General features: G+C 60.2%; 19 protein-coding genes. 14 read left to right on the top strand and 5 right to left on the bottom strand.

Features of this window, described 5'->3' with window-relative positions; all coding sequences use genetic code 11:
- Window positions 1–117: 117 nt before the first annotated feature.
- Both xylA and AC24GY_RS02190 read right to left on the bottom strand, forming a co-directional pair.
- Window positions 118–1,428, bottom strand: coding sequence for a xylose isomerase (gene xylA / locus AC24GY_RS02195; RefSeq protein ID WP_487679902.1), 1,311 nt, complete (start codon window positions 1,426–1,428; stop codon window positions 118–120).
- Between the two features lie 97 nt (window positions 1,429–1,525).
- The gene (locus AC24GY_RS02190) at window positions 1,526–2,797 is read right to left on the bottom strand and encodes an MFS transporter (protein WP_487679900.1); all 1,272 of its coding nucleotides are present in this window, start codon (window positions 2,795–2,797) and stop codon (window positions 1,526–1,528) included.
- Between the two features lie 205 nt (window positions 2,798–3,002).
- Between AC24GY_RS02190 and AC24GY_RS02185 the strand changes: the two genes are divergently transcribed.
- Genes AC24GY_RS02185 through AC24GY_RS02175 form a run of 3 tightly spaced genes read left to right on the top strand, consistent with a single transcriptional unit; the run spans window position 3,003 to window position 5,019 of the window.
- The gene (locus AC24GY_RS02185; protein WP_487679898.1) at window positions 3,003–4,430 is read left to right on the top strand and encodes a hypothetical protein; all 1,428 of its coding nucleotides are present in this window, start codon (window positions 3,003–3,005) and stop codon (window positions 4,428–4,430) included.
- A gap of 59 nt (window positions 4,431–4,489) precedes the next feature.
- On the top strand, window positions 4,490–4,723 hold the full coding sequence (locus AC24GY_RS02180; protein WP_487679896.1) for an addiction module protein: 234 nt from the start codon (window positions 4,490–4,492) through the stop codon (window positions 4,721–4,723).
- Window positions 4,723–5,019, top strand: coding sequence for a type II toxin-antitoxin system RelE/ParE family toxin (locus AC24GY_RS02175; protein WP_487679894.1), 297 nt, complete (start codon window positions 4,723–4,725; stop codon window positions 5,017–5,019). Before AC24GY_RS02180 ends, AC24GY_RS02175 begins: the two co-directional genes overlap by 1 nt.
- 9 nt (window positions 5,020–5,028) lie before the next feature.
- Here the strand turns inward: AC24GY_RS02175 and AC24GY_RS02170 are convergent, their stop codons facing one another.
- A complete protein-coding gene (locus AC24GY_RS02170; RefSeq protein ID WP_487679892.1) occupies window positions 5,029–6,480 on the bottom strand; it encodes a DEAD/DEAH box helicase in 1,452 nt (483 codons plus the stop codon).
- Between the two features lie 67 nt (window positions 6,481–6,547).
- Window positions 6,548–7,162: a DNA-3-methyladenine glycosylase family protein gene (locus AC24GY_RS02165; RefSeq protein ID WP_487679890.1), complete on the bottom strand. Its 615-nt coding sequence runs from the start codon at window positions 7,160–7,162 to the stop codon at window positions 6,548–6,550.
- Window positions 7,163–7,263: 101 nt separating this feature from the next.
- Between AC24GY_RS02165 and AC24GY_RS02160 the strand changes: the two genes are divergently transcribed.
- The 4 genes from AC24GY_RS02160 (at window position 7,264) to AC24GY_RS02145 (ending at window position 12,648) form a co-directional block, all read left to right on the top strand.
- Window positions 7,264–9,711 (top strand): FHA domain-containing protein, encoded by a 2,448-nt coding sequence (locus tag AC24GY_RS02160; protein WP_487679888.1) that lies wholly within the window; start codon window positions 7,264–7,266, stop codon window positions 9,709–9,711.
- Window positions 9,712–9,810: 99 nt separating this feature from the next.
- Window positions 9,811–11,481 (top strand): FHA domain-containing protein, encoded by a 1,671-nt coding sequence (locus tag AC24GY_RS02155; protein WP_487679886.1) that lies wholly within the window; start codon window positions 9,811–9,813, stop codon window positions 11,479–11,481.
- A gap of 31 nt (window positions 11,482–11,512) precedes the next feature.
- The gene (locus AC24GY_RS02150) at window positions 11,513–11,644 is read left to right on the top strand and encodes a hypothetical protein (protein ID WP_487679884.1); all 132 of its coding nucleotides are present in this window, start codon (window positions 11,513–11,515) and stop codon (window positions 11,642–11,644) included.
- 50 nt (window positions 11,645–11,694) lie between these two features.
- Entirely contained in the window at window positions 11,695–12,648 is a 954-nt protein-coding gene (locus AC24GY_RS02145; RefSeq protein WP_487679882.1) for a hypothetical protein, read from the top strand.
- Between the two features lie 321 nt (window positions 12,649–12,969).
- Here AC24GY_RS02145 and AC24GY_RS02140 read toward each other — a convergent pair whose 3' ends face one another.
- Complete coding sequence (locus AC24GY_RS02140; protein ID WP_487679880.1) at window positions 12,970–13,551, bottom strand: NADPH-dependent FMN reductase; 582 nt, start codon at window positions 13,549–13,551, stop codon at window positions 12,970–12,972.
- Window positions 13,552–13,642: 91 nt separating this feature from the next.
- On the opposite strand from AC24GY_RS02140, the gene AC24GY_RS02135 reads away from it, so the two are divergent.
- The 7 genes from AC24GY_RS02135 (at window position 13,643) to AC24GY_RS02105 (ending at window position 22,205) form a co-directional block, all read left to right on the top strand.
- On the top strand, window positions 13,643–15,310 hold the full coding sequence (locus AC24GY_RS02135; RefSeq protein ID WP_487679878.1) for an ABC1 kinase family protein: 1,668 nt from the start codon (window positions 13,643–13,645) through the stop codon (window positions 15,308–15,310).
- Between the two features lie 117 nt (window positions 15,311–15,427).
- Entirely contained in the window at window positions 15,428–16,930 is a 1,503-nt protein-coding gene (gene xylB / locus AC24GY_RS02130; protein WP_487679876.1) for a xylulokinase, read from the top strand.
- 15 nt (window positions 16,931–16,945) lie between these two features.
- Window positions 16,946–17,296, top strand: coding sequence for an STAS domain-containing protein (locus tag AC24GY_RS02125; RefSeq protein ID WP_422323325.1), 351 nt, complete (start codon window positions 16,946–16,948; stop codon window positions 17,294–17,296).
- 18 nt (window positions 17,297–17,314) lie between these two features.
- Window positions 17,315–18,061, top strand: a complete 747-nt coding sequence (locus AC24GY_RS02120) for an MlaE family ABC transporter permease (protein WP_422323323.1) — start codon at window positions 17,315–17,317, stop codon at window positions 18,059–18,061.
- Window positions 18,062–18,455: 394 nt separating this feature from the next.
- The gene (locus tag AC24GY_RS02115; protein ID WP_487679873.1) at window positions 18,456–19,340 is read left to right on the top strand and encodes an ABC transporter ATP-binding protein; all 885 of its coding nucleotides are present in this window, start codon (window positions 18,456–18,458) and stop codon (window positions 19,338–19,340) included.
- Window positions 19,337–20,545, top strand: coding sequence for an MlaD family protein (locus tag AC24GY_RS02110; protein WP_487679871.1), 1,209 nt, complete (start codon window positions 19,337–19,339; stop codon window positions 20,543–20,545). Before AC24GY_RS02115 ends, AC24GY_RS02110 begins: the two co-directional genes overlap by 4 nt.
- Window positions 20,538–22,205: a SpoIIE family protein phosphatase gene (locus AC24GY_RS02105; RefSeq protein ID WP_487679870.1), complete on the top strand. Its 1,668-nt coding sequence runs from the start codon at window positions 20,538–20,540 to the stop codon at window positions 22,203–22,205. The genes AC24GY_RS02110 and AC24GY_RS02105 overlap by 8 nt, the downstream gene beginning before the upstream one ends.
- Window positions 22,206–22,235: the final 30 nt, after the last annotated feature.

The raw sequence follows: 22,235 nt of genomic DNA, 5'->3' as shown, positions 1-22,235 counted from the left end.
ATGTCAAAACAGGGTGATGCCCGACTGTTTCATAAGGCTCACCCCTGATTTTCGACTTGGTAAAAAAATGAGGCGACCGTTTACCGGTCGCCTCACGTTTTAGATTAATCGACTGTTTTACAGGTAGTCGTTCACCAGGTTTTCCATCATCTCCTGGCGGCCGCTGCCGAGGAGCGGCTCACCATTGGCAAGCACATGCGCTTCGAGCTCCGCGAAGCCGACTTCGCCCTTCTCGATCTTCGCACCGATGCCGCTGTCGTAGCTGCTGTAACGCTGCTTGATGAAGGCGTCGATACGGCCGTCTTCGATCATCGCGTGCGCGATCTTCAGGCCGCGTGCAAAGGCGTCCATGCCTCCGATATGGGCGTGGAAGAGGTCCACAGGTTCGAAGGATTCGCGACGGCACTTGGCGTCGAAGTTCAGACCACCCGTGGTGAGGCCGCCCATCTTGAGCACTTCCAGCATGATCTCGGTGGTGAGATAGATATTGGTCGGGAACTGGTCGGTGTCCCAGCCGATGAGGGTGTCACCGGTGTTCGCATCGATGGAACCCAGCGCATTGGCAGCGACGGCAACCTGCATCTCATGACGCATGGAGTGGCCGGCAAGCGTGGCATGGTTCGTTTCAAGGTTCAGCTTGAAGTGCTCCAGCAGGTTGTGCTCACGCAGGAAGTTCAAGCAGGCCGCTGCATCCGAATCGTACTGATGAGTGGAGGGCTCACGTGGCTTCGGCTCGATGTAGAACTGGCCGGTGAAACCGATCTTCTTCTTGTAATCCACCGCCATGTGCAGCAGGCGGGCGAGGTGGCTGACCTCACGCTTCATGTCAGTGTTCCAAAGCGTGGCGTAGCCCTCGCGGCCACCCCAGAAGGTGTAGCCTTCACCACCGAGGCGATGCGTCACATCCATCGCCTTCTTCACCTGCGCAGCAGCATAAGCAAAGACACCGGCGTTCGGGCTCGTGGATGCCCCCTGGCAATAGCGTGCATGGGAGAAGAGGCAGGCGGTGCCCCAGAGGAGCTTCTTGCCAGTCTGCTTCTGCGCTTTTTCCAGCTCGTCAGCCACAGCGTCAAAGGCGGCGTTGCTCTCGGCCAGCGTGTCGAGCTCAGGAGCCACGTCACGGTCATGCCAGCAGTAGTAGTCCACGCCGAGCTTGTCCATGAACTCAAAGCAAGCCCACACGCGGCGCTGCGCATTGGCCACGGAGTTGCTGCCGTCATCCCACGGGCGCTGGGCGGTGCCGCCACCGAAGGGATCGGACAGCGAGTTGCGCATCGCGTGCCAGTAGGCGACCGCAAAACGCATCTGCGAGCGCATCGTTTTACCACCGACGATTTCGTCAGGGTTGTAGTGCTTGAAGGAGAGCGGGTTGCGGCTCTTGGGTCCTTCGTACTGAATTTTGGGGATGTCAGGGAAAGCGTCGTTCATGGTAGGAAGGGCAAGGGAGACTAAACAGGACGCAGTGCAACTGGTTCGTAGGACTCTGGCGGACACTTTTTGGGCCAAATTGGACACCCCTGCCAGCTCAGAGCGCCTTCTTGTTCGTCTCCTCTGCCAGCCAAACGGCGACCAAGGTGATGACAGCCATGACAATCAGATACACCGCCACCAGCCATGGTTTGCCCCCGGTTTGATCCAGCAGCGCCGTGGCAATGAGCGGGGCCATCCCCCCTGCCAGCGGCGAGGCCAGCTGATAACCCAGCGAAGCACCGCTGTAGCGCACCCGGGTGCCAAAGAGCTCGGAAAAGAACGCCGCCTGCGGGCCATACATCGCCGCATGGCCGATGAGCCCAATAACCACGGCCAAAATCACCAGCCCCATCTGCCGCGTCTCAATCATCCAGAAGAACGGAAACGCAAAGAGCAGCAGAAAGAGCGCCCCCCCCAGATACACCGGCCGCCGGCCAACGCGATCCGACAGCGCCCCAAAGCACGGAATGGCCACCAATTGCACTGCGGAGCCAATGAGCACCGCATTGAGCAAAGTGGCCTGCGGCATCCCTAGCTGCTGTGAGCCGTAGCTGAGCACGAGCACGGTGAAGATGTAGAAGAAGGCGTTCTCGGCAAAGCGCGCCCCCATGGCCAGCAGCACGTTGCGCGGGTGATCGCGCAGCACGGCAAAAATCGGCACCTTCGGCCCTGCGTCTTGCGCCTTGGCCTGGGTGAAGACCGGGCTCTCGATGATCTTCAGCCGGATGAACATACCGACCCCCAGCAGGAGCACGCCCAGCAAAAAGGGCACCCGCCAGCCCCAGGAAAGAAAGGCGGCCTCATTCATGGAAGACACAATCATGAAGACGGCATTCGCCAGCAGCAATCCCACCGGCACCCCTGCCTGCACCCAGCTCGCATAATACCCGCGCTTGCCAGCGGCCCCGTGCTCCACGGCCATGAGCACCGCGCCACCCCACTCCCCGCCGACACCGAACCCTTGAATAAAGCGCAGCAGCACCAGCAGGATGGGCGCCCAGACACCGACCTGCGCATACGTCGGCAGCAGACCGATCAGCACCGTCGCCACCCCCATCAGCATGAGCGTCGTCACCAGCATCGACTTACGGCCGATCTTGTCGCCAAAATGACCGAAGACGATGCCTCCCACGGGTCGCGCAAAGAAGCCAACCGCATACGTCGCAAAGGCCGCCATCGTCCCCGCCAGCGGGTCAAAGTTCGGAAAGAACAGCTTGTTAAACACCAGCGCCGACGCCGTGCCATAGAGGAAGAAATCATACCACTCGATGGTGGTGCCGATGAAGCTGGCAATGACGACGCGACGGGTGCTGTTGGGATCGGACATGGCTTGGAGCCGCTCAGGCTGAAGGCTGGCCGCGTTCAAGACAAGACTAAAAACTCAATGCCCTCACGCAGCCTCTTTGCAGAGGGATCCGATGAAAGCTTTTTCATATGATCTGCTCGCCGTTTGCTCCTTCTATCCCTGCACCCTTACGCTAAATCAGATTGGAAGTGAATCCAAACGAGCGCTGCGGGGTTCCACGCTCACCATGAAGACAACCATCCTCCTCGCCCTGGCCTCCCTCCTCGGCACCGCGCACTTGCGCAGCCAGTCTGCCGACGCGCCTGTCGATTTCGAAAAAGCCCGCCAGCTCTTCGAAAAACGTCAGGGCGGCGCCACGCTCACGGCAGAGGAAAACACCTTCCTTGAAAAGGCACGCGCAGCCCACGATGCACAGAACAAAAAAGCAGGCGGCGATCTCCCGCCACAGGGGCAGGACGGCATCGACTGGGAGAAAGCGCAGAAACTCCACCAGCGTGAAAATGCCGGTGAAAAGCTGAATGGCGACGAACTCGGCTACCTCGCCAAGGCACGCGAAGCCTTTGCCAGGCGCAATGGCGGCCAACCACCCTCCTCCAGTTCCAATCCCAGTCTGGGTGCAGGCGCAGACGGCATCGACTGGCGGAAAGCTCAGGATCTTCACCGGCGCGCGCAAAGCGGCGAAAAGCTCAGCGAGGCCGATCAGAAGTACCTCGATCATGCCAAGGAAGTCCGCAGCCGTGGTGGCAATCGCGGCGGCGGCGGTGGCCGTCCGGCGAATCAGCGCAAAGCACCAGATTCTCTCAAGCCCCTCACCGACATGACCGCCGAAGAATCGTACGAAGGCGAAGACGGCGGCCTCTACGGCAAAGGCAGCAATACACCGCCTGAGCCTCTGAAAAAGTCAGCCGACACCGCTCTCTCCCAGATCAAACCTCTCGATGCCGAGGGCCACCCCTCTGCCAGCGGCAAGATCGCGCTGGTTTCCATCAGCATGTCGAACGCCACGCAGGAGTTCTCCTTCTTCAAAGGCATCGCCGACAAAGACTCACGCAAGTCCGACAAACTCACCATCGTCGACTGCGCGCAGGGCGGCCAGACCATGGCCGCGTGGGCCCAGCCAGAAGGCCGTCCGTGGCCTGAAGCGATGAACCATCTGAAAATTGCCGAAGTCAGCCCGCAGCAGGTGCAGGTGGCCTGGGTAAAACTCGCCAACGCTGGCCCCTCCGGCTCCAAGACCGAGCACCTGGCCACGCTGGAGGCCGACACCATCAAAGTCCTGCACCTCCTCAAAGAGCGTTTCCCAAATCTCCGCATCGCCTATCTCGGCAGCCGCATCTACGCCGGCTACGCCACCACCGGACTCAATCCCGAGCCCTACGCCTATGAGGGTGCCTTCGCGGTGCGTCATCTCATTCAGCAGCAGATCAGCGGAGATAAATCCCTCGCCCTCGCCAAGTCACCCCTCCTCCTCTGGGGCCCCTACCTTTGGGCCGACGGCGAAAAAGGCCGCAAATTCGACGACCTCAAATACACCAAAGAAGACTTCGGCGGCGACGGCACCCACCCCAGCAACAGCGGTCGCGAAAAAGTCGCCAAGCAACTCCTGGAGTTCTTCGCCACCAGCCCGTTGGCGAAGGGCTGGTTCGCGAAGTAACTGCCACCGACATTCAGATGCCCGGTTGAAACTGCGTTGCCATACTGTAAAATCTACTCATGAGCGCCGTCGTCATCGACATCACCAATGTTCTGCAAAACGTTCTGTCTCTGCCACTGCCAGAACGCTCGTACATTGCCGAGCGCTTGCTGGTCAGTCTGGATGACGAGCAAGAACTGTCGCCCGCTTGGCGTGCCGAGTTGGATGCCCGTGTGCTGCGCCGGGAAAAGGGTGAGACACGTTCCCACAGCCGTAAAGAAGTCCATGAGGAGATCGCGGCGATCCTAGCCTGATGCGCCTGACGTACACATCAGAAGCTCGGCTCGAACTGGCGGAGGCAACCAGCTACTACAAAAGCTGTCACAAAGAACTGGGCAAGGAGTTCTTCCAGCGCATCCAGTCCGCTGAAGAAGATATCATTCATTATCCCGAGGCATGGCGGTCTCTGGGTTCCTCCTACCGCCGCAAGCTCTTGCAGAAGTTCCCCTATGGTCTGGTGTATCACCAGCCCGAACCTGATTGGGTCGAAGTGGTGGCAGTCATGCATCTGCATCGCGAACCAGACTACTGGCACAAACGCACCAACTGAAGTTTGTTTTTACCTCCCCGTCAGCCGCTTCCACAGACCCCTTGCGCCATCAGGAGTCGTGTTTTGTTGCGGCATCTGAGCTGGCTGCCGAGGCGCTGGACCCGCCGAAGAGCGACGCTCGCCCCCCGGACGTCCACCACCACCCTGGCCTCCCTGACCACCTGAGCCGCTTGGACGACCGCCACCAAATCCACCGGGCCGGCCTCCGCCTTGTCCACCACCGCCGCCACCTGGGCGACCACCACCACCCTGCGGGCGGCGTTGTTGCGATGAGCGCTGTTCCCGGCGCTCCGGCCGTTCATCGATGAACGGCTGGGGTGCGGCGTTGTAATCGAAACCTTCCGCTTTTTTGCGCACGAGGCCACGATTGATGAAACGTTCCAGTTTGCGCACATCGGGCAGTTCGTCCGGCGAGACAAAGCTGATCGCATCACCAATGGCCTGCGCACGGCCTGTGCGGCCGATGCGGTGCACATAATCTTCCACGATGTGCGGAAAGTCGAAATTCACCACGTGCGAAATGCCATCCACATCAATGCCACGCGCGGCGATGTCGGTGGCCACGAGCACGCGCACCGTGCCGGTCTTGAAATCATCCAGCGCGCGCAGGCGCTGGTTCTGCGAACGGTTGGCATGCAGCGTCGCGCACTTCACACCGGTCGATTCCAGCTTTTTGGCGATCTTGTCCGCGCCGTGCTTTGTGCGGCTGAAGACCAGCACCATCTGCATTTTTTCATCCTTCAGCAGGTGCGAGAGCAGCGGCATTTTGAGATGCTTGTGCACCTCATAAACCAGCTGGGTCACCGTCTCCGCCGGATTCGCACGCTTGCCGATCTGCACGATCTTCGGCGCACGCTGAAACTCATGCGTCAGCGTTTCGATTTCCTTCGACAGCGTCGCGGAAAACATCAGCGTCTGCCGCTTCTTCGGCAGTTGATTGATCACACGGCGGATGTCCGGCAGGAAGCCCATGTCCAGCATGCGGTCAGCCTCATCCAGCACCAGATATTCAAGCTGCGAGAAATCCGCGCAACGCTGCTCCATCAAATCGAGCAACCGGCCCGGGCAGGCAATGACGATGTCGCTTCCGGCACGCAGGGCGTCCTTCTGCGGCTTTTCGCCGACACCACCATAAATTTTGGCGATCTTCAGCGGCAGATGTCGGGCATAAGCCAGCACATTTTCCTCGATCTGCGCCACGAGTTCACGAGTGGGTGCCAGCACCAGCACACGTGTGCGGCGGCGCTGCCCCTGTGGAACGGGATTCGAAGTCAGGCGCGTCAGGATCGGCAGGGTGAAAGCCGCCGTCTTGCCGGTGCCGGTCTGCGCGATGCCGATCACATCTCCACCTTGGATGACCACCGGAATAGCCGCAGCCTGGATGGGGGTGGGTTCCGTGTAACCGGCTTCTTCGATGGCAGTGAGGATGTTCGGGTCGAGGCCGAGAGCTTTGAAAGACATGTGCCCCTTCCTTAGCCGCCGATAGGGCTATTAGCAATGACACGTTTCGGTACGCCATCCCGGCCCCTCAGAGCTTCGCCGCATCCGCCGCCCGCCACAGATACCACGCCGCCAGGGTCCGGTGCGGCTGCCAGCGTTCCGCCAGGGCCCTAAATTCCTTCGGCTTCGGCATCTCATCGAGCTTCTTCGCCACGCGCCAGCCATTGCGCACCCCGAAGTCATCGCTGGGAAACACATCCGGCCTGCCGAGGGTGAAAATGAGAAGCATCTCCACCGTCCAGCGCCCCACCCCGCGCACCGCGACGAGCCTTTCGATCAATTCCTCGTCATCGAGTTTCAGCGCCGCTGCACGTTTGGGGATCTGTCCGCTGATCGTCTTCGCGGCGATGTCACGAATGGCCAGCATCTTCCCCGTGGAAAAGCCGCAGCCTCGCAGCGCCTCATCCGTGGCGCCCATCACCTGTTCAGGCTGTGGGAAGCGCACCTGGGGAAACAAAGCCTTGAAGCGTCTCAAGATCGCCTCTGCCGCGTTTGCATGCAGCTGCTGGTGCGCCACCGCGCTGACCAGCGCCTCATACGGCGAACGTTTCTGAGGCACCAGCAGGCATGGACCATGGGCCTTGATCAGACGGCGCATCACCGGGCAGCGCTTGGAGAGGTGGGCTTCGGCTTCAGAATGCATGGCCGGACACGATTGCGATATCGAAACAAATGCAACATTGATTCAAGACACGAAATCGGGTTTCATTCGTATCTCCCGCAGTCTCGACATCCTCAGACGCCATGGCAAAACTCACTTTTGTACTCGATGACGGCCAGGAAATCGTGGTCCCCCTGGCGGATCATATGACCGTCGGGCGCTGGGAAGACAACGACGTAGTCGTCGATGACGAGCGCATCTCAAAACACCATGCTGAACTGGTTCACAACGCGAACGGCAGCATCCAGTTGTTTGATTCCAATTCCACCGCAGGCACCTTCGTCAATGGCGAACGCATCCGCAGCCGCACCATCCTGCATGGCGACAAGCTGGCCTTCGGTCCGCTCACCGCCGTGCTCGATCTCTCCGATCATTCAGCCAACGGCCATTCTGTCGCTCACGGCCCCGCAGGAGATGAAACCCAGGCGGTGACCATCGACCAGCCGGTCAAAGCCGGCAAAATCGCGACCCGCAAACGCAACCGAGGCGGCAGACAAGACTCCAACGCACTCAAGCACACCGAACTTCAAGCGGCAGCCGCTCGACTTGAATCCGAAAAAGCCCGTCTCGAATCCGAACTGCGTGCCGTGCAAAAGGAGCTGCGCGAGTGGCAGACCCGTTCAGCAGCAGAGCATGCCGCTCACCTTGCCCGCATGGCATCTCTACGCGCGGAAGAGGAACGCCTGGTCCCCATCCAGACGGCGGTTCAAGATGCCGAGTCAGCGCATGCAGAGTGGCTTCAGTCCATCCAAAAACTGACCACCCGGCACGAGGAGCAAACCACCGCCTTGCAACGCCTCGCCGCCGACCATGAGCAGAAAGCCGCAGATCTGCACCGTCTCCGCCAAGACGAAGCTGCTCTCAGGCATGAACTCGAAGGACTCACCACCCACCGGGATCAGGCATTGGCACACCTCCAGCAAATCCGCGCTGAAAGCGTGCGTGACGAATCCGTTCTCGACGCTTTGCGCGGCCAGATCGCCGAACTCGAAGCTCGCGGCAGGGAGACCCGGGAAATCGCCGAGGTCCGTGCCGACCAGTTGAAGGCCGCTGAAAAAAAGCTGGAGGAGCTTGCCCACCAGCGCGCCCAAATTGAGGCGCACATCCATGAACTTAGCGGCACGGAAGAAAAACTCCTGCAGGCCCGCACCCAGTGCCGTGAAGCTGAAACACAGCACGCCGCGCTTAATGCAGCCATTGCAGCCCTTAAACTGGATCATCAGCGCTCCACCGCCGCAGCCAGCGATCTCGAATCCCGCATCGCCACGCTGCAGAAATCCCACCAGCAGGCCGCCACAGCTGCGAGCGAGGCCCTTGCTTCACGCAAGCAAGCTGAGGAGGCCCTGCAGACCCTTCAGGATGAACTCGCTGCACGAGAGAAAGACCTCAACGTCCGCAGCGCCGAGCTAGCCGCCGAAACGCAGAAGCTGGGGCAAACTCAAGCCCGCCGAGCCGACCTCGAACAGCAATGCCAGATCCTCGCAGAAACCGCGCAAAAACTCACAGGCACCCAGGCTCACCTCGCCACCGAAGAAGCCCGCCTGGCAGAGGTGAAAGCCACCTCTGCAGCAGTTGAAGCAAAGATCACAGAGCAAAAATCCGTCATCAACACACTCTCCGGGGAAGAAAGTGCCGCGAAGGGCCGCATCGAAGTCCTGCATGCCCGCGAAAATGATCTGCGGACCGAACTCACGCAGCTTGGTTCTGCCGAGCGCAGTCACCGCACTCGTTTTGAGGAAGTCCGTCAGTTGGCCGCCGAGGCGGAAAAAGAACACGCCGCGCAGCAGCAGCAACTCACTTCCAGCCTCGAAGCCGCCCGCGGCGAACTGGCGGATCTCCTCTCCCGGCTCCAGCCTTTGCGAGACTGGAAAGAGGCCATGGATCAGCTCTACGCCCGCCTCGCCACGCTGCCGCAGGATTCCGCCGAAGCACGGGACCTCTGGCATGAAATCGAAAGGGAAAAGGCAGGGCTTCACGAGCTCATCACCGCCGCACGCACCCAGGCGCATGCAGGCACGCCTGAACCACCTCATGGTACGAATGCCATCATCAAACCTGTGACAGCCGAAGCCCCCGTCAGAGGCCGCACCAGCAGCACGGTGGCGCCCGGCACCACACAGGAATCCACACTGCGCTCGCGCCTCAGCCATCTGCGTGAAAGCGTTCATCGCGAGGAGTCCCGCCTCGAACAACTTCGCGTTGAGCGCACACGCCACGAATCACCGCATCGCGGCAATCTCGCGGCTGAAGCCATGATGCGTGAGCAGAGCCGCCACCTGGAAGCTAAAATCCGGCAGGAGCAGGAGCGTCATCACGCCCTGCTGCACAACATCGAAATCTCCCAGGCCGAAGAGGAAAAGCGGCGTGAACGGCTTGGCGAACTGGAACGCAGGCTCGCCGAATTGCGTGCCGACATCGCCGAGGCAGAACGCCAGCGCAGCGAACTCCGCCAGCAGGCTGATCTCGCCCACACCGAGCTCAAAAATTTTGAGGCTGCCATTGACCGCATGACCAAAAAAACTGCGGATTGAGGCACTAATCCTGCATTCATTTTGCCTTGGAAACAAATGCCCGATTGATTCCACGCGCTTCATCGACTTTGCTGCGCTGGTTTCACCGCAAAACACCCCATGGCCAAACTCACTTTCGTTCTCGAAGACGGACAAGAAGTGGTGGTTCCTCTCAAGGAACACATCACCCTCGGACGTGACGAGGGCAATGATATTGTGGTCGATGACGAGCGCATTTCACCTCACCACGCTGAGATCGTACAAAACGCGGACGGCAGCCTGCAGGTTTTTGATCTGAAATCCTCCGCAGGCACTTTCGTCAATGGCGAACGCCAGCTTAGCTGCACCCTGCTCCACGGCGATACGATCGCCTTTGGCCCTCTCGTTGGCACGCTCGATCTTGAACATCCGGCCACAAGCCCGTCCGTCGTAGAAACACCCGTCGCTCCTGCGGTTTCAAAGCCTGCCCCTCCGGCTTCCGTTCCTGAACCTGAAGCTCCCGCATCTGAAGCGCCGACTCTGGAAGCTCCCGAACCTGCTCCTCCCTCGCCTCCACCCGCCCCTGTGCTTCCCGACAACGCCCTTGTGGAAGCCGTGGCCCATTTGGAAGCGGAGAAATCACGGCTCAAGTCCGAGGTCGCCGCCGCTGAAAAAGAGCTGCGCGACTGGCAGCAGCGTGCTGAAAAGGAACGTGCCCTGCATCTCTCCCGCGTAGAATCACTGCAGGCGGAGGAAGAAAAGCTCGCGCCCGCGAAAGCCGCCGTTCAGCAGGCTGAAGCCGCCCATCGCGAGTGGCTGGAGACCATCAGTTCCCTCACCGGTCAGCACGCCGACAAAACGGCCGCCCTCGAACGCCTCAATGCCCAGCATTACGAGAAGTCCACCGAGGTCCAGCGTCTCACCGCCACCGCGGCCGAAGCTCAGCAGCAGATTGTAGATCTCGCGGCTCAAAAAGACGAGGCCGAGGCCCGCCTCAAACAGGTGCGTGATGAGTGCGAACAGGACGAGTCATTGTTAAACTCCCTCCGTCAGCAGATCATTGAACATGAAAAGCGCATCGTGGAAGAGGAGGCCAAACACGCCTCGCTCAACGCCGCCAGCTTGACGCTCAGCGCCAAACACCAGCGTGAAGAGGCCGCCGTCAAAGATCTCGAAGCACTCCTCATGTCCTTGGAGCAGAAAGGCGCAGCCGCCGAAGGTTCACTGCAGCGCCTGCAGGAGGACCTGGCCGCATGCGAAAAGAAACTGTCCTCGCGCACGGCCGAACTCGCCGCATGTGAAAAAAGCATCGCCGCAAGCGCTGCCGAACTTGCCGCCGAAACCAAACGCATCGCAGATGCCCGGGCACAGCGCGCCGAATTGGAACAGCTTAATCAGGATCTCGTTGCCACGAAACAGCAGCTTGTCGATGCCAGACAACGCCTCGCTGCCGTCGAGCAGCGCTACCGCGACGCTCAGTCCAACAGTTCTCAGGGCGGATCGCAAATGGCTCCTCCCAGACGCAATTCCGCTCAGGAAGACGCCCCCAAAGCCACGAACGGCCAGCACGCGGAGCTTCCCGGCCAGATCGAAGCCGCCCGCCGCGAGCTTGCCGAACTGCAGGCCAGGATCGCATCCCTGCGTCATTCACCAGCAGCAGCGGAAGGTGAGACCGCCACGGACACATCCAGCGTCTCCCCTCCTCTTGTTGTTCAAGTCGAGACCATCAAGCTCGCCCCCATTCCCATCAAGTCCGAGCGCACCCGTGGCCCCGGCACGAAAGCAACTGCCGGGGCCGGCAAAAGTCGGTAATCGTCGCCAATCTCCGCCTCAGGCCAAAATCATGGCATTCCAGCGGCGCATAGATCTGACCGCAGGTGGCAGCTTCCAACGGATCGGCATGCTGTCTCAGCAGCAAAGAACCCAGCGCTTGATTGAAAAACAAGCGCTGGCATCCGGTTCCAAAAAGAAATAAACCGGAGCAAAGCACCCTACATCCGAACCTCAGGTCAGCTGATTTTAAGAATGCGCACCCAGGTCATCATTCTTCTGTCGCTGGCCGCCCTGACAAACCTCCTGGAAGCGGCCACTCGTCCGCACCGCTCCAACATCATCCAGTCACGTCTCCGCCTGCTGCCCCGGCTCAATTTCCATCGGTCTGGTATGGCCGGAGATCAGGAGGATGTTCAGTCGATAGCCGCCTCCGCTGGCATGGGATGGTATGAAAAACTCAGCCAGATTCTCTCCATGCAGCTCCGCACGAGTTCCATGTTCTCAGTGACGAACAACGTCTTCAACACCCAGGAGGATGCGCAGTCGGACACGCAATATGCCCAGTTTGCCGGCATCTCCATCGAAGCGGACTTCGGTGAACACTGGACGCTGTCCAACAGCTTTGACGAATCGTGGTTCTACTACGGCAGGGCAGACAATGCCGTGGAGGATTTCACCTCCAGCACCTTTCAGCAGATGCTCAGCTATGACCGCACCTTCTTCGATAAGAAGCTGGACATGAATCTGCCCCTGAGCTGGGAGTTTTCACGCCTGTTCAACCGCGCAACCGGAGCACGCACGCTGGACTCTTACACCTATAGGGCAGCAGCGGAGTTTTCCTGGCTCTGCCGGCCATGGTTCACTCCCTCCTGGAGCTATGAGTACTTCTATCAGAACAACGGCAGCCCCACCGATTTTGTGCCCAACAAGCACAAGCACAATTTCAACCTGGGCGTAACCTTTGTGCCTTTCAAAGGACACAGGCTTTACCTCACACCCTCGGTGCAGTACTCCATCGAACAGTTCATCCATGTCGTCCGCACCGACACCCTTTGGACCCCCACCATGACCGTGACCTGGCAGCCGCTGAAACACCTCGCCTTGGACGTGATCGGCAGTTACACCAAGTCCTCCTCCACCCAGGAGGATTCCAGTTATAGGGTCTGCTCCGGCACCGTCTATGCGCGGCTGTTTTTTGACTGGTAGCCCAGGCATGAATGGCACTCAGTTAAGACAAGTTGCCGTCGGTCCGTGCCGCCAGTCACTCGGCGCTTTAATGCAAGAACACCTATCTCTTCCCCCACTCCACCCGCGCCCACACCAGCCCTGAAAGGGCTGCGTAATATAGCCCAGGGATGCCGAGCCTTGGCGAGTGCTTCCCTGGGTCAGCACGCACCGACCGGGAAGCAAACCCAACGCCTTCGCCACATACAACGCCCACCAGCAGCGTCTGCAAAGAGCTCCGCCGCGCGGTCAGCGTGCCGCCAGCTCCAAAACTCACGATCAACGCCTTTGCCTGCGCGCCCTTCAAGCCACGTGCTTCTTCAAAAACTCAACCAGCCCCTGCGCCACTCTTGTCACCTGTTTGGCCGTGCGTTCATCCTTGAGCCCGCCCTTGTCATCAAAGGCTTCATAGGCCTTGGACACAGCCACCTGATCCGGCAGGACAATGACGCCGATGTTGCCCAGAATCGCACGCAGATGCACCAGCCCCCTCAAACCGCCCAGCGCACCAGGAGAGGCGCTGATCAAAGCAGCCGTTTTGCCACGATAGGCCGCAAGCGCAGGCTCATCATCCGTCTCACCACGGGAAACCCAGTCCAGCGTATTCTTCAACACGGCGGTGATCGAGCTGTTGTACTCCGGTGAAGAAATCAGCAGGCCATCGTGCGCAAGAAAGATAGCCTTCAATTTTTTCGCGTTCTCAGGCAGCCCCTGCTGCTCCTCCAAATCTCCGTCAAACAATGGCAGCGGGTAGTCGCGCAGATCCACCAGCGTCACTTCGGCCCCGGCGGCACGTGCGGCCTCCGCCGCAAAACGCACAAGTTGCTTGTTATACGATGCGCTGCGGGTGCTGCCCGCAAAGGCGAGAATTTTGGGAGTGCTCATGCCCATGGATACCTAAGCCTGCTAAAACCGCCAGCCAAGAGTGAGCATTCCGCATTGTCAGACCCCTTATTCGTGTGGAGGTTGTGTTAGAATGAAGATTGATGCCCTCGCCCGTCTCGAACGCTATGCCAAGCGCATCGCGGAAATCGCCGCCGTGCTCGGCAAGTATGGTCTGGCGGATTTGTTTGGCGGCTTCAAATACGCCTGGCTGCAGGATCGCCTCAAAAGCGCTGATGGCCAGTCGATTACCGCGGGCGTCACTCAGGCAGCGCGTGTGCGCATGGCCCTCACGGAGCTGGGCACCACCTTCATCAAGCTCGGCCAGATGCTCAGCACTCGCGCCGACTTGCTCGGCCCTGAACTCACCGAAGAGCTCTCCCAGCTTCAAGCCAACGTGCCCCCAGACCCCTCCGCCGTGGCCCGTGCGACGATTGAATCCGAACTCGGCCAGCCGATCGAGCAGCTCTTTGCCACCTTTGAAGACACCCCTCTCGCCGCCGCTTCCGTCGCCCAGGTCCACGCCGCCCGTCTTCACACGGGTCATAGCGTCGTCGTCAAAGTGCGCCGTGCAGGCGTGGCCGAACAGGCTGCCACGGATGTCGAGATCGTGCAGGCGCTCGCAGAGCTCCTGGAACAGCATTCGCCCGCCCTGCGCTCCTACCAGCCGCTGGCTGTCGTGCGCCAGTTCCGCCGCACCCTGCTGCGTGAGCTTGACCTGACCTACGAGCGGCAGAATCAGGAGGAATTTGCCCGCAACTTCGCCGACGACCCGACCGTCTGCATCCCCGAGCTCTTCAACGAACTCTGCTCACATCAAGTCGTCACCATGCAGCGCCTGGAGGGCATCATCGGTACCGACATCGAGGCGCTGCAACAGTCCGGCGTGGATCTCGGCGAGTTCGCCAAACGCGGCGCAAACATGTATCTCGAAATGGTCTTCCGCGACGGCTTCTACCACGCCGATCCCCATCCCGGAAACCTCATCCTTCTCCCCGGCAACATCGTCGGTGTCATCGACTGCGGCATGGTCGGCCGCATCGATGAAGATCTGCGTGATGAAGTCGAGGCCCTGCTCCTCGGCATCGTCGAAAACGATTCCGAGCTCGTCGCCGAGCAAGTATTGCGCCTGGGTGCCGTGCCGTCCGATTGTTCACGCGAAAAGCTGCGTGCTGATTTGCAGGAGTTCATGGCCGATTACACCGGCCATCCGCTCAATGAGATCCACGTCGGCGCGGCCTTGAGCAGCCTCGTCGAAATCATCCGCAGTCACCACATCGTGCTGCCTCCGTCCCTCGCCATGCTGCTGAAGACTCTCATCGTGCTGGAAGGCACCTCGCGCCGCTTCAGTCCGGACGTGAGTCTGGCCGAGCTGATGCAGCCCTACTGCACGCGCCTCATGCTGCGCCGGTTCTCACCCGGCCGCATCGCCAAACGTGCCCGCCGCTCCTTCCGCGTGTGGAATCGTCTCCTCACCGCACTGCCTCGCGATATCACCGACATGCTCGCCCGTTTCCGCGACGGCTCGTTCACGGTGCACATCGACCACCGCCACCTCGATCCCATCGTCAATCGTCTCGTCCTCGGCATCCTCACCGCCGCGATCTTTCTCGGCTCCAGCGAGCTTTGGAGCCGCCAGGCCGCCCCGCTGTTCTACGACGTCTCCATCTTCGGCGCCCTGGGCTATGCGGTCTCCCTCTTCTTCGGCTGGCGGCTCATGCGCGCCATCAAGAAATCAGGGAACATTCAGTCAAAGGATTGACTTCCCTTGCATGACTGAATCTGCACGAATTATGACCGATTCTTAAACGCTTGACCTCTTGACCAGCCCTCCCTTCCCACCGTAAACCTTTCGCCGCCCCCAACCCTCCTTCCATTCATGTATTTCCTCGGCATCGACAGCGGCACGCAGAGCACCAAGGCCATCGTACTCGACCTCGACTCGGGCAAAATCCTGGCCACCGGCCACAGCTCCTATGAATTGATTGAGGGCCTGCCTCCAGGGCATCTCGAACAGGATCCGCAGTCATGGCTGGATGCAGTGGATGCCTCCGTGCAGCAGTGCCTCGAACAAATCGGCAAGGACAAGGCCAAAATCGCCGGCATCGGCGTCAGTGGCCAGCAGCACGGCCTCGTGGCTCTTGGCGCAGATGACAAACCCGTCCGCCACGCGAAGCTCTGGTGCGACACCTCCACCCAGGCCCAGTGTGCCGAGATCGCCCATCATTTCGGCGGTCAGCCCGGCGTCATCGCCGTCGCGGGCAATGCCATGCTGCCCGGTTACACCATTCCAAAGCTGCTCTGGCTCAAGCAAAACGAACCCGAGAACTTCGCCAAGACGAAAACCATTCTGCTCCCGCACGACTACATCAACTTCTGGCTCAGCGGCGTGAAGCGCATGGAATACGGAGACGCCTCCGGCATGGGCATCCTCAATGTGAACACCCGCCAGTGGGCCTATGAAATCTGCGATTACATTGACCCCAGCGTGCGCGCCATGCTGCCACCGCTCGGCTCCTCCAAATCCGTTCACGGCACCATCCGCAAAGATCTCGCCGTCAAATGGGGCCTGAATTTCGATGTCATCATCAGCGCCGGCGGCGGTGACAACATGATGGGCGCCATCGGCACCGGCAACATCAAGCCCGGCGTCGTCACCGCAAGCTTTGGCACCAGCGGTACTCTCTATGGCGTGGCCAGCTCCCCCGTGGTTGATGGCCAGGGCGAAGTCGCCGCGTTCTGTGACAGCACCGATCAATGGCTGCCACTCGTCTGCACCATGAATGTCACCGTCGTCACCGAACAGGTGCGCGAGATGTTCCGCTGGGATTTGCGTCAGCTCGAAGCCGCCGTGAAAACCGCTCCCGTCGGTGCGGACGGCGTGATGTTCCTGCCCTACCTCAATGGCGAACGCACCCCGAACCTGCCCAACGGCACGGGTGTCATCCACGGCCTCCGCCCAACCAACATGGCCCCGGCCAATCTCGCCCGCGCTGCTGTGGAAGGCGCCACTCTCGGTCTCGCCTACGGTTTGAAACGCTTCCGTGATCTCGGCATGAACCCGACTGAAATCCGCCTCACCGGCGGCGGCAGCAAGAGCAGCGTCTGGCGTCAGATCGCCGCCGACTGCTTCAATGCCGAAGTCGTCACGCTCAGCACCAGCGAAGGCGCCGCACTCGGCGGAGCCATCCAGGCCGCCTATGCCCACGCCAATCAGGGCGGCACTGAACGCGTCAGCTACGAGCAGCTCTGCGCCCGGCTCGTCACGCTCGATGAATCCACCCGCTGCAAACCCAATGCCGAAAACGCTGCGCTCTATGCCGCACAATTGGAACGGCAGATGGAACTCACCGGCCGCCTCAATCAAACCGGCTGGCTCTGATCGCTTGATACCTTCATGAAACCAACCGTTCGCACCCACCCCAACGCCGTCGTCATCGAACTCGAGGGCGATGCCGATCTCGCGACCGTGCCCGAATTCCAAAAAGTCGTGCGCGAGCAGATGAAGGCCGGCGTCAAACGCCTTATCATCGACTTCACCAAGGTGACCTTCGTCAACACCCCCGTCTGGGCCGTCGTGGTGGAATACTTTCAACACGCCAGTGGAGCGGGCACGGAATTTGCGCTCGCCGGCATTCAAGGCCGAGTGGATGCCTCGTTCAAAATCGTGCGTCTCGGCGACTTCATCACCCATCTGCCCACGGTTGAGGCCGCTTTGAATGCCCCCGACCTGACCAGCAAACGTTAGTCCCTTTCAGCTCCGCCCATGACCGAAGCATTCCGCCAATACTTCGAACTGTGCGGAAGCCTGCTCTACTGGCTCTTCGTCGCTCCCTTTCGCGGCAGAGGCTGGCGCATCGGCCACACCTTTGCCCAGATCGTGCGCATTGGCGTCCATGCCGTGCCCATGTCAGCGCTCACCGCCCTGACCATCGGCGTCGTGCTCGCCATGCAATCGGCCGCTCAGCTCGCGAAGCTCGGTGCCACCGCCTTTGTCCCCGGACTCGTCTCCTCCAGTCTCATTCGCGAACTCGCACCGCTGGTCACAGCAGTCATCGTCATCGGCCGCAGCGGTTCCTCCGTCACGGCAGAACTCGGCACCATGAAGGTCTCCGAAGAAATCGAAGCCCTTGAGGTCATGGCCATCCCCCCCATGTCATGGCTCATCGTTCCACGCTTTCTCGCCATGGTCATCATGCTGCCCCTGCTCACAGTGTTCAGCATCTACGTGGGCCTCGCCGGCGGCTGGCTCATCGGCCATTTCTCCCTGCACATGTCCACCGCCTTCTTCGTCACTCACGCGCTGCAGCATGTGGCGTTGAGTGACATCGGCATCGGTCTCCTCAAAAGCGGCGTCTTCGGCGTGCTCATCGTCACCATCGCCTGCAGCATCGGCTTGAATGTCTCCGGCGGCGCTGAGGGTGTCGGACTCGCCACCACCCGCTCCGTCGTTGTCTCCTTGCTCAGCGTCTTCATCGCCAACGCCCTCCTCACCGCCCTGTTCTTTTTCTGATGCCTGACTCGCACACATCTCAGTTAAAGCGGTGTTCCATTCATTTTTGGAACTTGTCGCTGAGTCGCGTCAAACCGCTGGTGCTCTCACGGACTCCGTTGGCCTTCCACCCACGGCTCACCACCGGGCAAGACCATCGCCCTTTTTGGCCTTCCGCCCCCGCATCTCCACCAGCCCCAAAGGGGCTGCGGAACATAGCCCAGGGTCAGCCGAGCTTTGGCGAGGCGACCCTGGGTATGGCCGTCCTATTCGGAAAGCAAACCCTGCACTCCGCCACATCTCGCGCCCACCAGCAGCGTCTGCATGGAGCCCCGCCGCGCATTCGCTCCGCAATCACACACCGCTCCAACAACTCCCAGCCCCTCTGCGAATCGACGTTAACTGAGTGTCATTCATGACAGACTCCTCACCAGACCTGACCACCCGCGAACCGATCATTGAGGTCGATTCGCTCGTGCGCCATTTTGGATCTCAGAAAGTCCTGAACGGCGTGAGCTTCAAGGTCTATGAAGGCGACACCTTCGTCATCATGGGTGGCAGCGGCTGTGGCAAAAGCACTCTGCTGCGCCACCTCATCGGCACCGAAAAACCCAGCTCCGGCAGTATCAAAATATTCGGCCAGGAGATCACCACCATGAATGCGGATGCCATGCGCAAGCTGCGCGGCCGCTACGGCATGCTCTTTCAATCCGGCGCATTGCTCCAATCCCTCACCGTCGCTGAAAACGTGGCCCTCCCCTTGAATGAGCACACTCAGCTCGACACCGGCCTGATCGACACCGTTGTCAAAATGAAGCTCGAGCAGGTCGGCCTCACCGGCCATGGTCACAAAAAACCTTCCGAGATCAGCGGCGGCATGAAGAAACGCGCCGCCCTCGCCCGCGCTCTCGCTTTGGATCCACCTCTGGTCTTCAGCGACGAACCCACCGCCGGCCTCGATCCCATCATGACCGCCGTGGTCGATGAACTCACTCAGCGCCTCACCCAAAAGATCGGCGCCACCGTCGTCGTCGTCACGCATGACATGAACAGCGTCTTCCGCATCGGCACCCGCATCATCATGCTCGGCACCGGCCCAAATCAGGGCAAGATCATCGCCGCCGGCACGCCCGCAGAAATCCGCGCGCATCCCCACCCCGCCGTCCAGCAGTTCATCAACGGTGATCCTCAGGGCGATGGCAGCGACGACTCCGGCGAAGTGCTTTACCGCGAAACACTTCTGGGCCTCAACGAAACCGGCACGTATTCACGCTCAGCCATTCAATCCTTCAAGTCATGAAAAACAAGCAAGATGCCACCGTGGCGACCCTGGTCATTCTCTGCTCCCTGATGCTGCTCGGCGCGCTCATCTTCGCCATCTCAGGCGATCCCTGGCGCAAACCGCACATGCGCTTCTCCGTGGACTTTGCCGATGTCACCGGCATCCACCGCAATACCAGCGTGCTCTTCGCGGGCGACCACATCGGTGTCGTTGATCGCATCGAGCACCTCGCGCCCGCCGACCGCATCCTTGAGAGCAACACCGTCCGCGTCCACATCGAGGTCTTCTCTCCCGCCCCCATCCCTTCCAGGTTGAAGGTCATCATCAGTGCAGAGTCGGTGCTCGGCGAAAAACACATCGCGCTCATACGCCTCGATGACGAAGACGGCCTCCTGGCCGATGGCGCGCGGCTCACCTCCACCAGCCTCGGCAGCCTGCTGGAGATGATGATCCCCGGCGGTGATGCCATCTTCGCCAACATCCGTGACATCACCGCCGATCTCAAAAAGATCACCGATCCTCTCGGCAAAGGCGACGCCTCCAAAAAAATCACCGACTCCCTCGCCAACATCGAGGCCTTCACTCAGGAGCTGAAAATCACCTTCACCGGCGACGGCAAAACACCCGGCTTCGGTCAAAAGATCAATGCCGTGGCCGACAAGCTCGAAGACACCGCCACGGGCATTCAGGAACTCGTCAAAGGCCCGAAGGGCTCGGCAGACAAAGGTCTCGCCCCTCGCGCAGACACCATCCTCGCCAACCTCGAAAGCTTTTCCAAAGAGCTCAATCAGACCTTTTCAGGCACGGATGGCAAGCCCGGCCTAAAGGCACGCGTCGAAGAAATCACCACCGATCTCCACCGCCTGCTCGCGGGCAGTGGCACTGCCTCAAATCCCGGCTTGGAAAAGCATCTCGACACCACCATGCGCAAAATCAACACGCTGATGGAAGAGATGAACGCCCTCGTCATCTGGGGCGAATACATCACCGGCACCCTCGCCGGAAAACCCAGCCGCCTGATCTTTGGCAGCAAAGCCAATGACGTCCCCACCAAGGAGCAGCTCATCGAGCACATGCGCCGCACCCATGATCCCTACCCCGTGCGTATCAAAGAACTCGAATCAGGCACGAAACCGGTCCCCAGCAATCCCATGCCCCCTGAAAGCGCCACTCCCGAAGAAAAGAAAAAGGGCCTCCTCGAACTCTTCAAACGCCGTGAGTAATCCCCAGCCCATCACCTCCCGCCAAAACGTCCTGCTCGATGTCGCACGCCGCCTGAGCAGCACTCAAAATCTCGTCGAACTCGCCAGACACATCCTGCAGCGCTCGCGTGAGGTGATGGACTGCGAGGTATGTTCCGTCCTCCTTCCTGATGGCCCCAGCGAAGACCTCCGCATATATTCCACACTCGATCCCATCAACGCGATGCATGTGCGCGTCCCCAAAGGTAAAGGCATTGCGGGAGATGTTTTTTTGACCCAAAAGGTCGTCAACATCGAGGACGCGCTCAACGATCCGCGTCACTTTCGCCCAGTCTCCGACCAGTCCGAACTCGTCACCCGTGCGATGGTCACAATTCCTCTTCTCGATGGCGATCGTTCCCTCGGCGTGATGCAGGCCATCAATCCAAACAATGGTGCATCCTTCACCCCGCAGGATGTGGAAATGTTCGAAACCTTTGGCAGCCTCATCGCTGTCACACTCATCCGCCTCGAATCGCAAAAGAAAGCCATTCAGGAAGCCGAGAACCGTCAGCAGCTCTCGCTCGCCACCGAGATCCAAAACTCCTTCCTCCCCGCACCCCAGGTGCGCCTCGGAAACGTGGCGGTCGAGACCTTCTATGAGCCTGCCAGCGAAGTCGGCGGCGACTTTTATTTCTGGCACCAGATCGACGACGGCAAAATCCTTCTTGGAGTCGGTGATGTCTGCGGCAAGGGCCTGCCCGCAGCTCTCGACATGGCACGCGGCACCACGCTCATCGCTTCCACCGCGCATCTCTGCGTCTCCATGAATCTCGCCGAATGGATGGCGACGTTAAACAAACGCCTTTGTGGCGTGATGAAAGCAGGCCGCTTCATCGCCATCAATGCCCTGCTCGTTTGCCCAAAGACACGGCGTGTCTGGCTCTGCTGCGCCGGCCTTCCAGGTGCGCAGGTCTTCGACGGCAAGGCTTGGAAAGAAGTCCCCGCCCCAGGCAATGCGCCGCTCGGCATTTCATGCGCCGCACGCTATGCGGAGATGTCGCTCCCCTTCAGCACCGGCCGCCAGTGGATGCTCTACACCGATGGCATTCTCGAAGTTCAGAACAGCTCCGGCGAATACTTCGAAGACAAAGCCTTCGCCGCCGCCATGCAGCACACTCATGGCGGCGAAGGATTCTTAAATCACCTCGTCGAACAGTGGCACACTTTCGCCGACGACTCCAGCTATCAGGACGACGCCACCGTCCTGACGATCACAGATCACACGCCACCAGCGCCGGAAGAAATCTCCCTCACCTGCCATCCCGACACGCTGCGCCTCGTGCGTGAGTTCATCGAGACATGGTCCGCCTACCATGGCCTGAACGATGAATTCACCGGCCTCCTCGTTCTCGGCTGTGACGAAGTGATGAGCAACATCTGCAAATACGCCTACTGCTCCACCAGCACCGAGCGTGCCGCCACCTGCCGCATGGAATCAGGCCCGGACTCCGTTCGCATCCTCATTGAGCATTACGGCGCAGGCATCACCAACGAGGACTTTCAGAAGCTCGTTGCTCCACCCTCGATCGAATGCCGCATCGGCGGCCTTGGTCTTCATGTCATCAGCGAAATCTTCGACCACGTCGATTTCCGCCGTGAAGATGGCCGTTCGGTGATCGAATTGGTCAAGTCCGTTTAAGGATTTTAATCTAAGAGTATTCGCATTGAC

Source organism: Prosthecobacter sp. Pr1 (assembly GCF_057652315.1).
The sequence above is the reverse complement of the archived record's forward strand: the minus strand, read 5'-3'. Positions and strand labels throughout refer to the sequence as shown.

Bases quoted from the DNA above. Each gene is read 5' to 3' on its own strand.
- xylA (WP_487679902.1), bottom strand. From the start codon at position 1,428: ATGAACGACGCTTTCCCTGACATCCCCAAAATTCAGTACGAAGGACCC.
- AC24GY_RS02190 (WP_487679900.1), bottom strand. From the start codon at position 2,797: ATGTCCGATCCCAACAGCACCCGTCGCGTCGTCATTGCCAGCTTCATC.
- AC24GY_RS02155 (WP_487679886.1), top strand. From the start codon at position 9,811: ATGGCCAAACTCACTTTCGTTCTCGAAGACGGACAAGAAGTGGTGGTT.
- AC24GY_RS02165 (WP_487679890.1), bottom strand. From the start codon at position 7,162: ATGCATTCTGAAGCCGAAGCCCACCTCTCCAAGCGCTGCCCGGTGATG.
- AC24GY_RS02140 (WP_487679880.1), bottom strand. From the start codon at position 13,551: ATGAGCACTCCCAAAATTCTCGCCTTTGCGGGCAGCACCCGCAGCGCA.
- AC24GY_RS02135 (WP_487679878.1), top strand. From the start codon at position 13,643: ATGAAGATTGATGCCCTCGCCCGTCTCGAACGCTATGCCAAGCGCATC.
- AC24GY_RS02175 (WP_487679894.1), top strand. From the start codon at position 4,723: ATGCGCCTGACGTACACATCAGAAGCTCGGCTCGAACTGGCGGAGGCA.
- AC24GY_RS02170 (WP_487679892.1), bottom strand. From the start codon at position 6,480: ATGTCTTTCAAAGCTCTCGGCCTCGACCCGAACATCCTCACTGCCATC.
- AC24GY_RS02160 (WP_487679888.1), top strand. From the start codon at position 7,264: ATGGCAAAACTCACTTTTGTACTCGATGACGGCCAGGAAATCGTGGTC.
- AC24GY_RS02110 (WP_487679871.1), top strand. From the start codon at position 19,337: ATGAAAAACAAGCAAGATGCCACCGTGGCGACCCTGGTCATTCTCTGC.
- AC24GY_RS02115 (WP_487679873.1), top strand. From the start codon at position 18,456: ATGACAGACTCCTCACCAGACCTGACCACCCGCGAACCGATCATTGAG.
- AC24GY_RS02185 (WP_487679898.1), top strand. From the start codon at position 3,003: ATGAAGACAACCATCCTCCTCGCCCTGGCCTCCCTCCTCGGCACCGCG.
- AC24GY_RS02120 (WP_422323323.1), top strand. From the start codon at position 17,315: ATGACCGAAGCATTCCGCCAATACTTCGAACTGTGCGGAAGCCTGCTC.
- AC24GY_RS02125 (WP_422323325.1), top strand. From the start codon at position 16,946: ATGAAACCAACCGTTCGCACCCACCCCAACGCCGTCGTCATCGAACTC.
- AC24GY_RS02150 (WP_487679884.1), top strand. From the start codon at position 11,513: ATGGCATTCCAGCGGCGCATAGATCTGACCGCAGGTGGCAGCTTCCAA.
- AC24GY_RS02145 (WP_487679882.1), top strand. From the start codon at position 11,695: ATGCGCACCCAGGTCATCATTCTTCTGTCGCTGGCCGCCCTGACAAAC.
- AC24GY_RS02180 (WP_487679896.1), top strand. From the start codon at position 4,490: ATGAGCGCCGTCGTCATCGACATCACCAATGTTCTGCAAAACGTTCTG.
- xylB (WP_487679876.1), top strand. From the start codon at position 15,428: ATGTATTTCCTCGGCATCGACAGCGGCACGCAGAGCACCAAGGCCATC.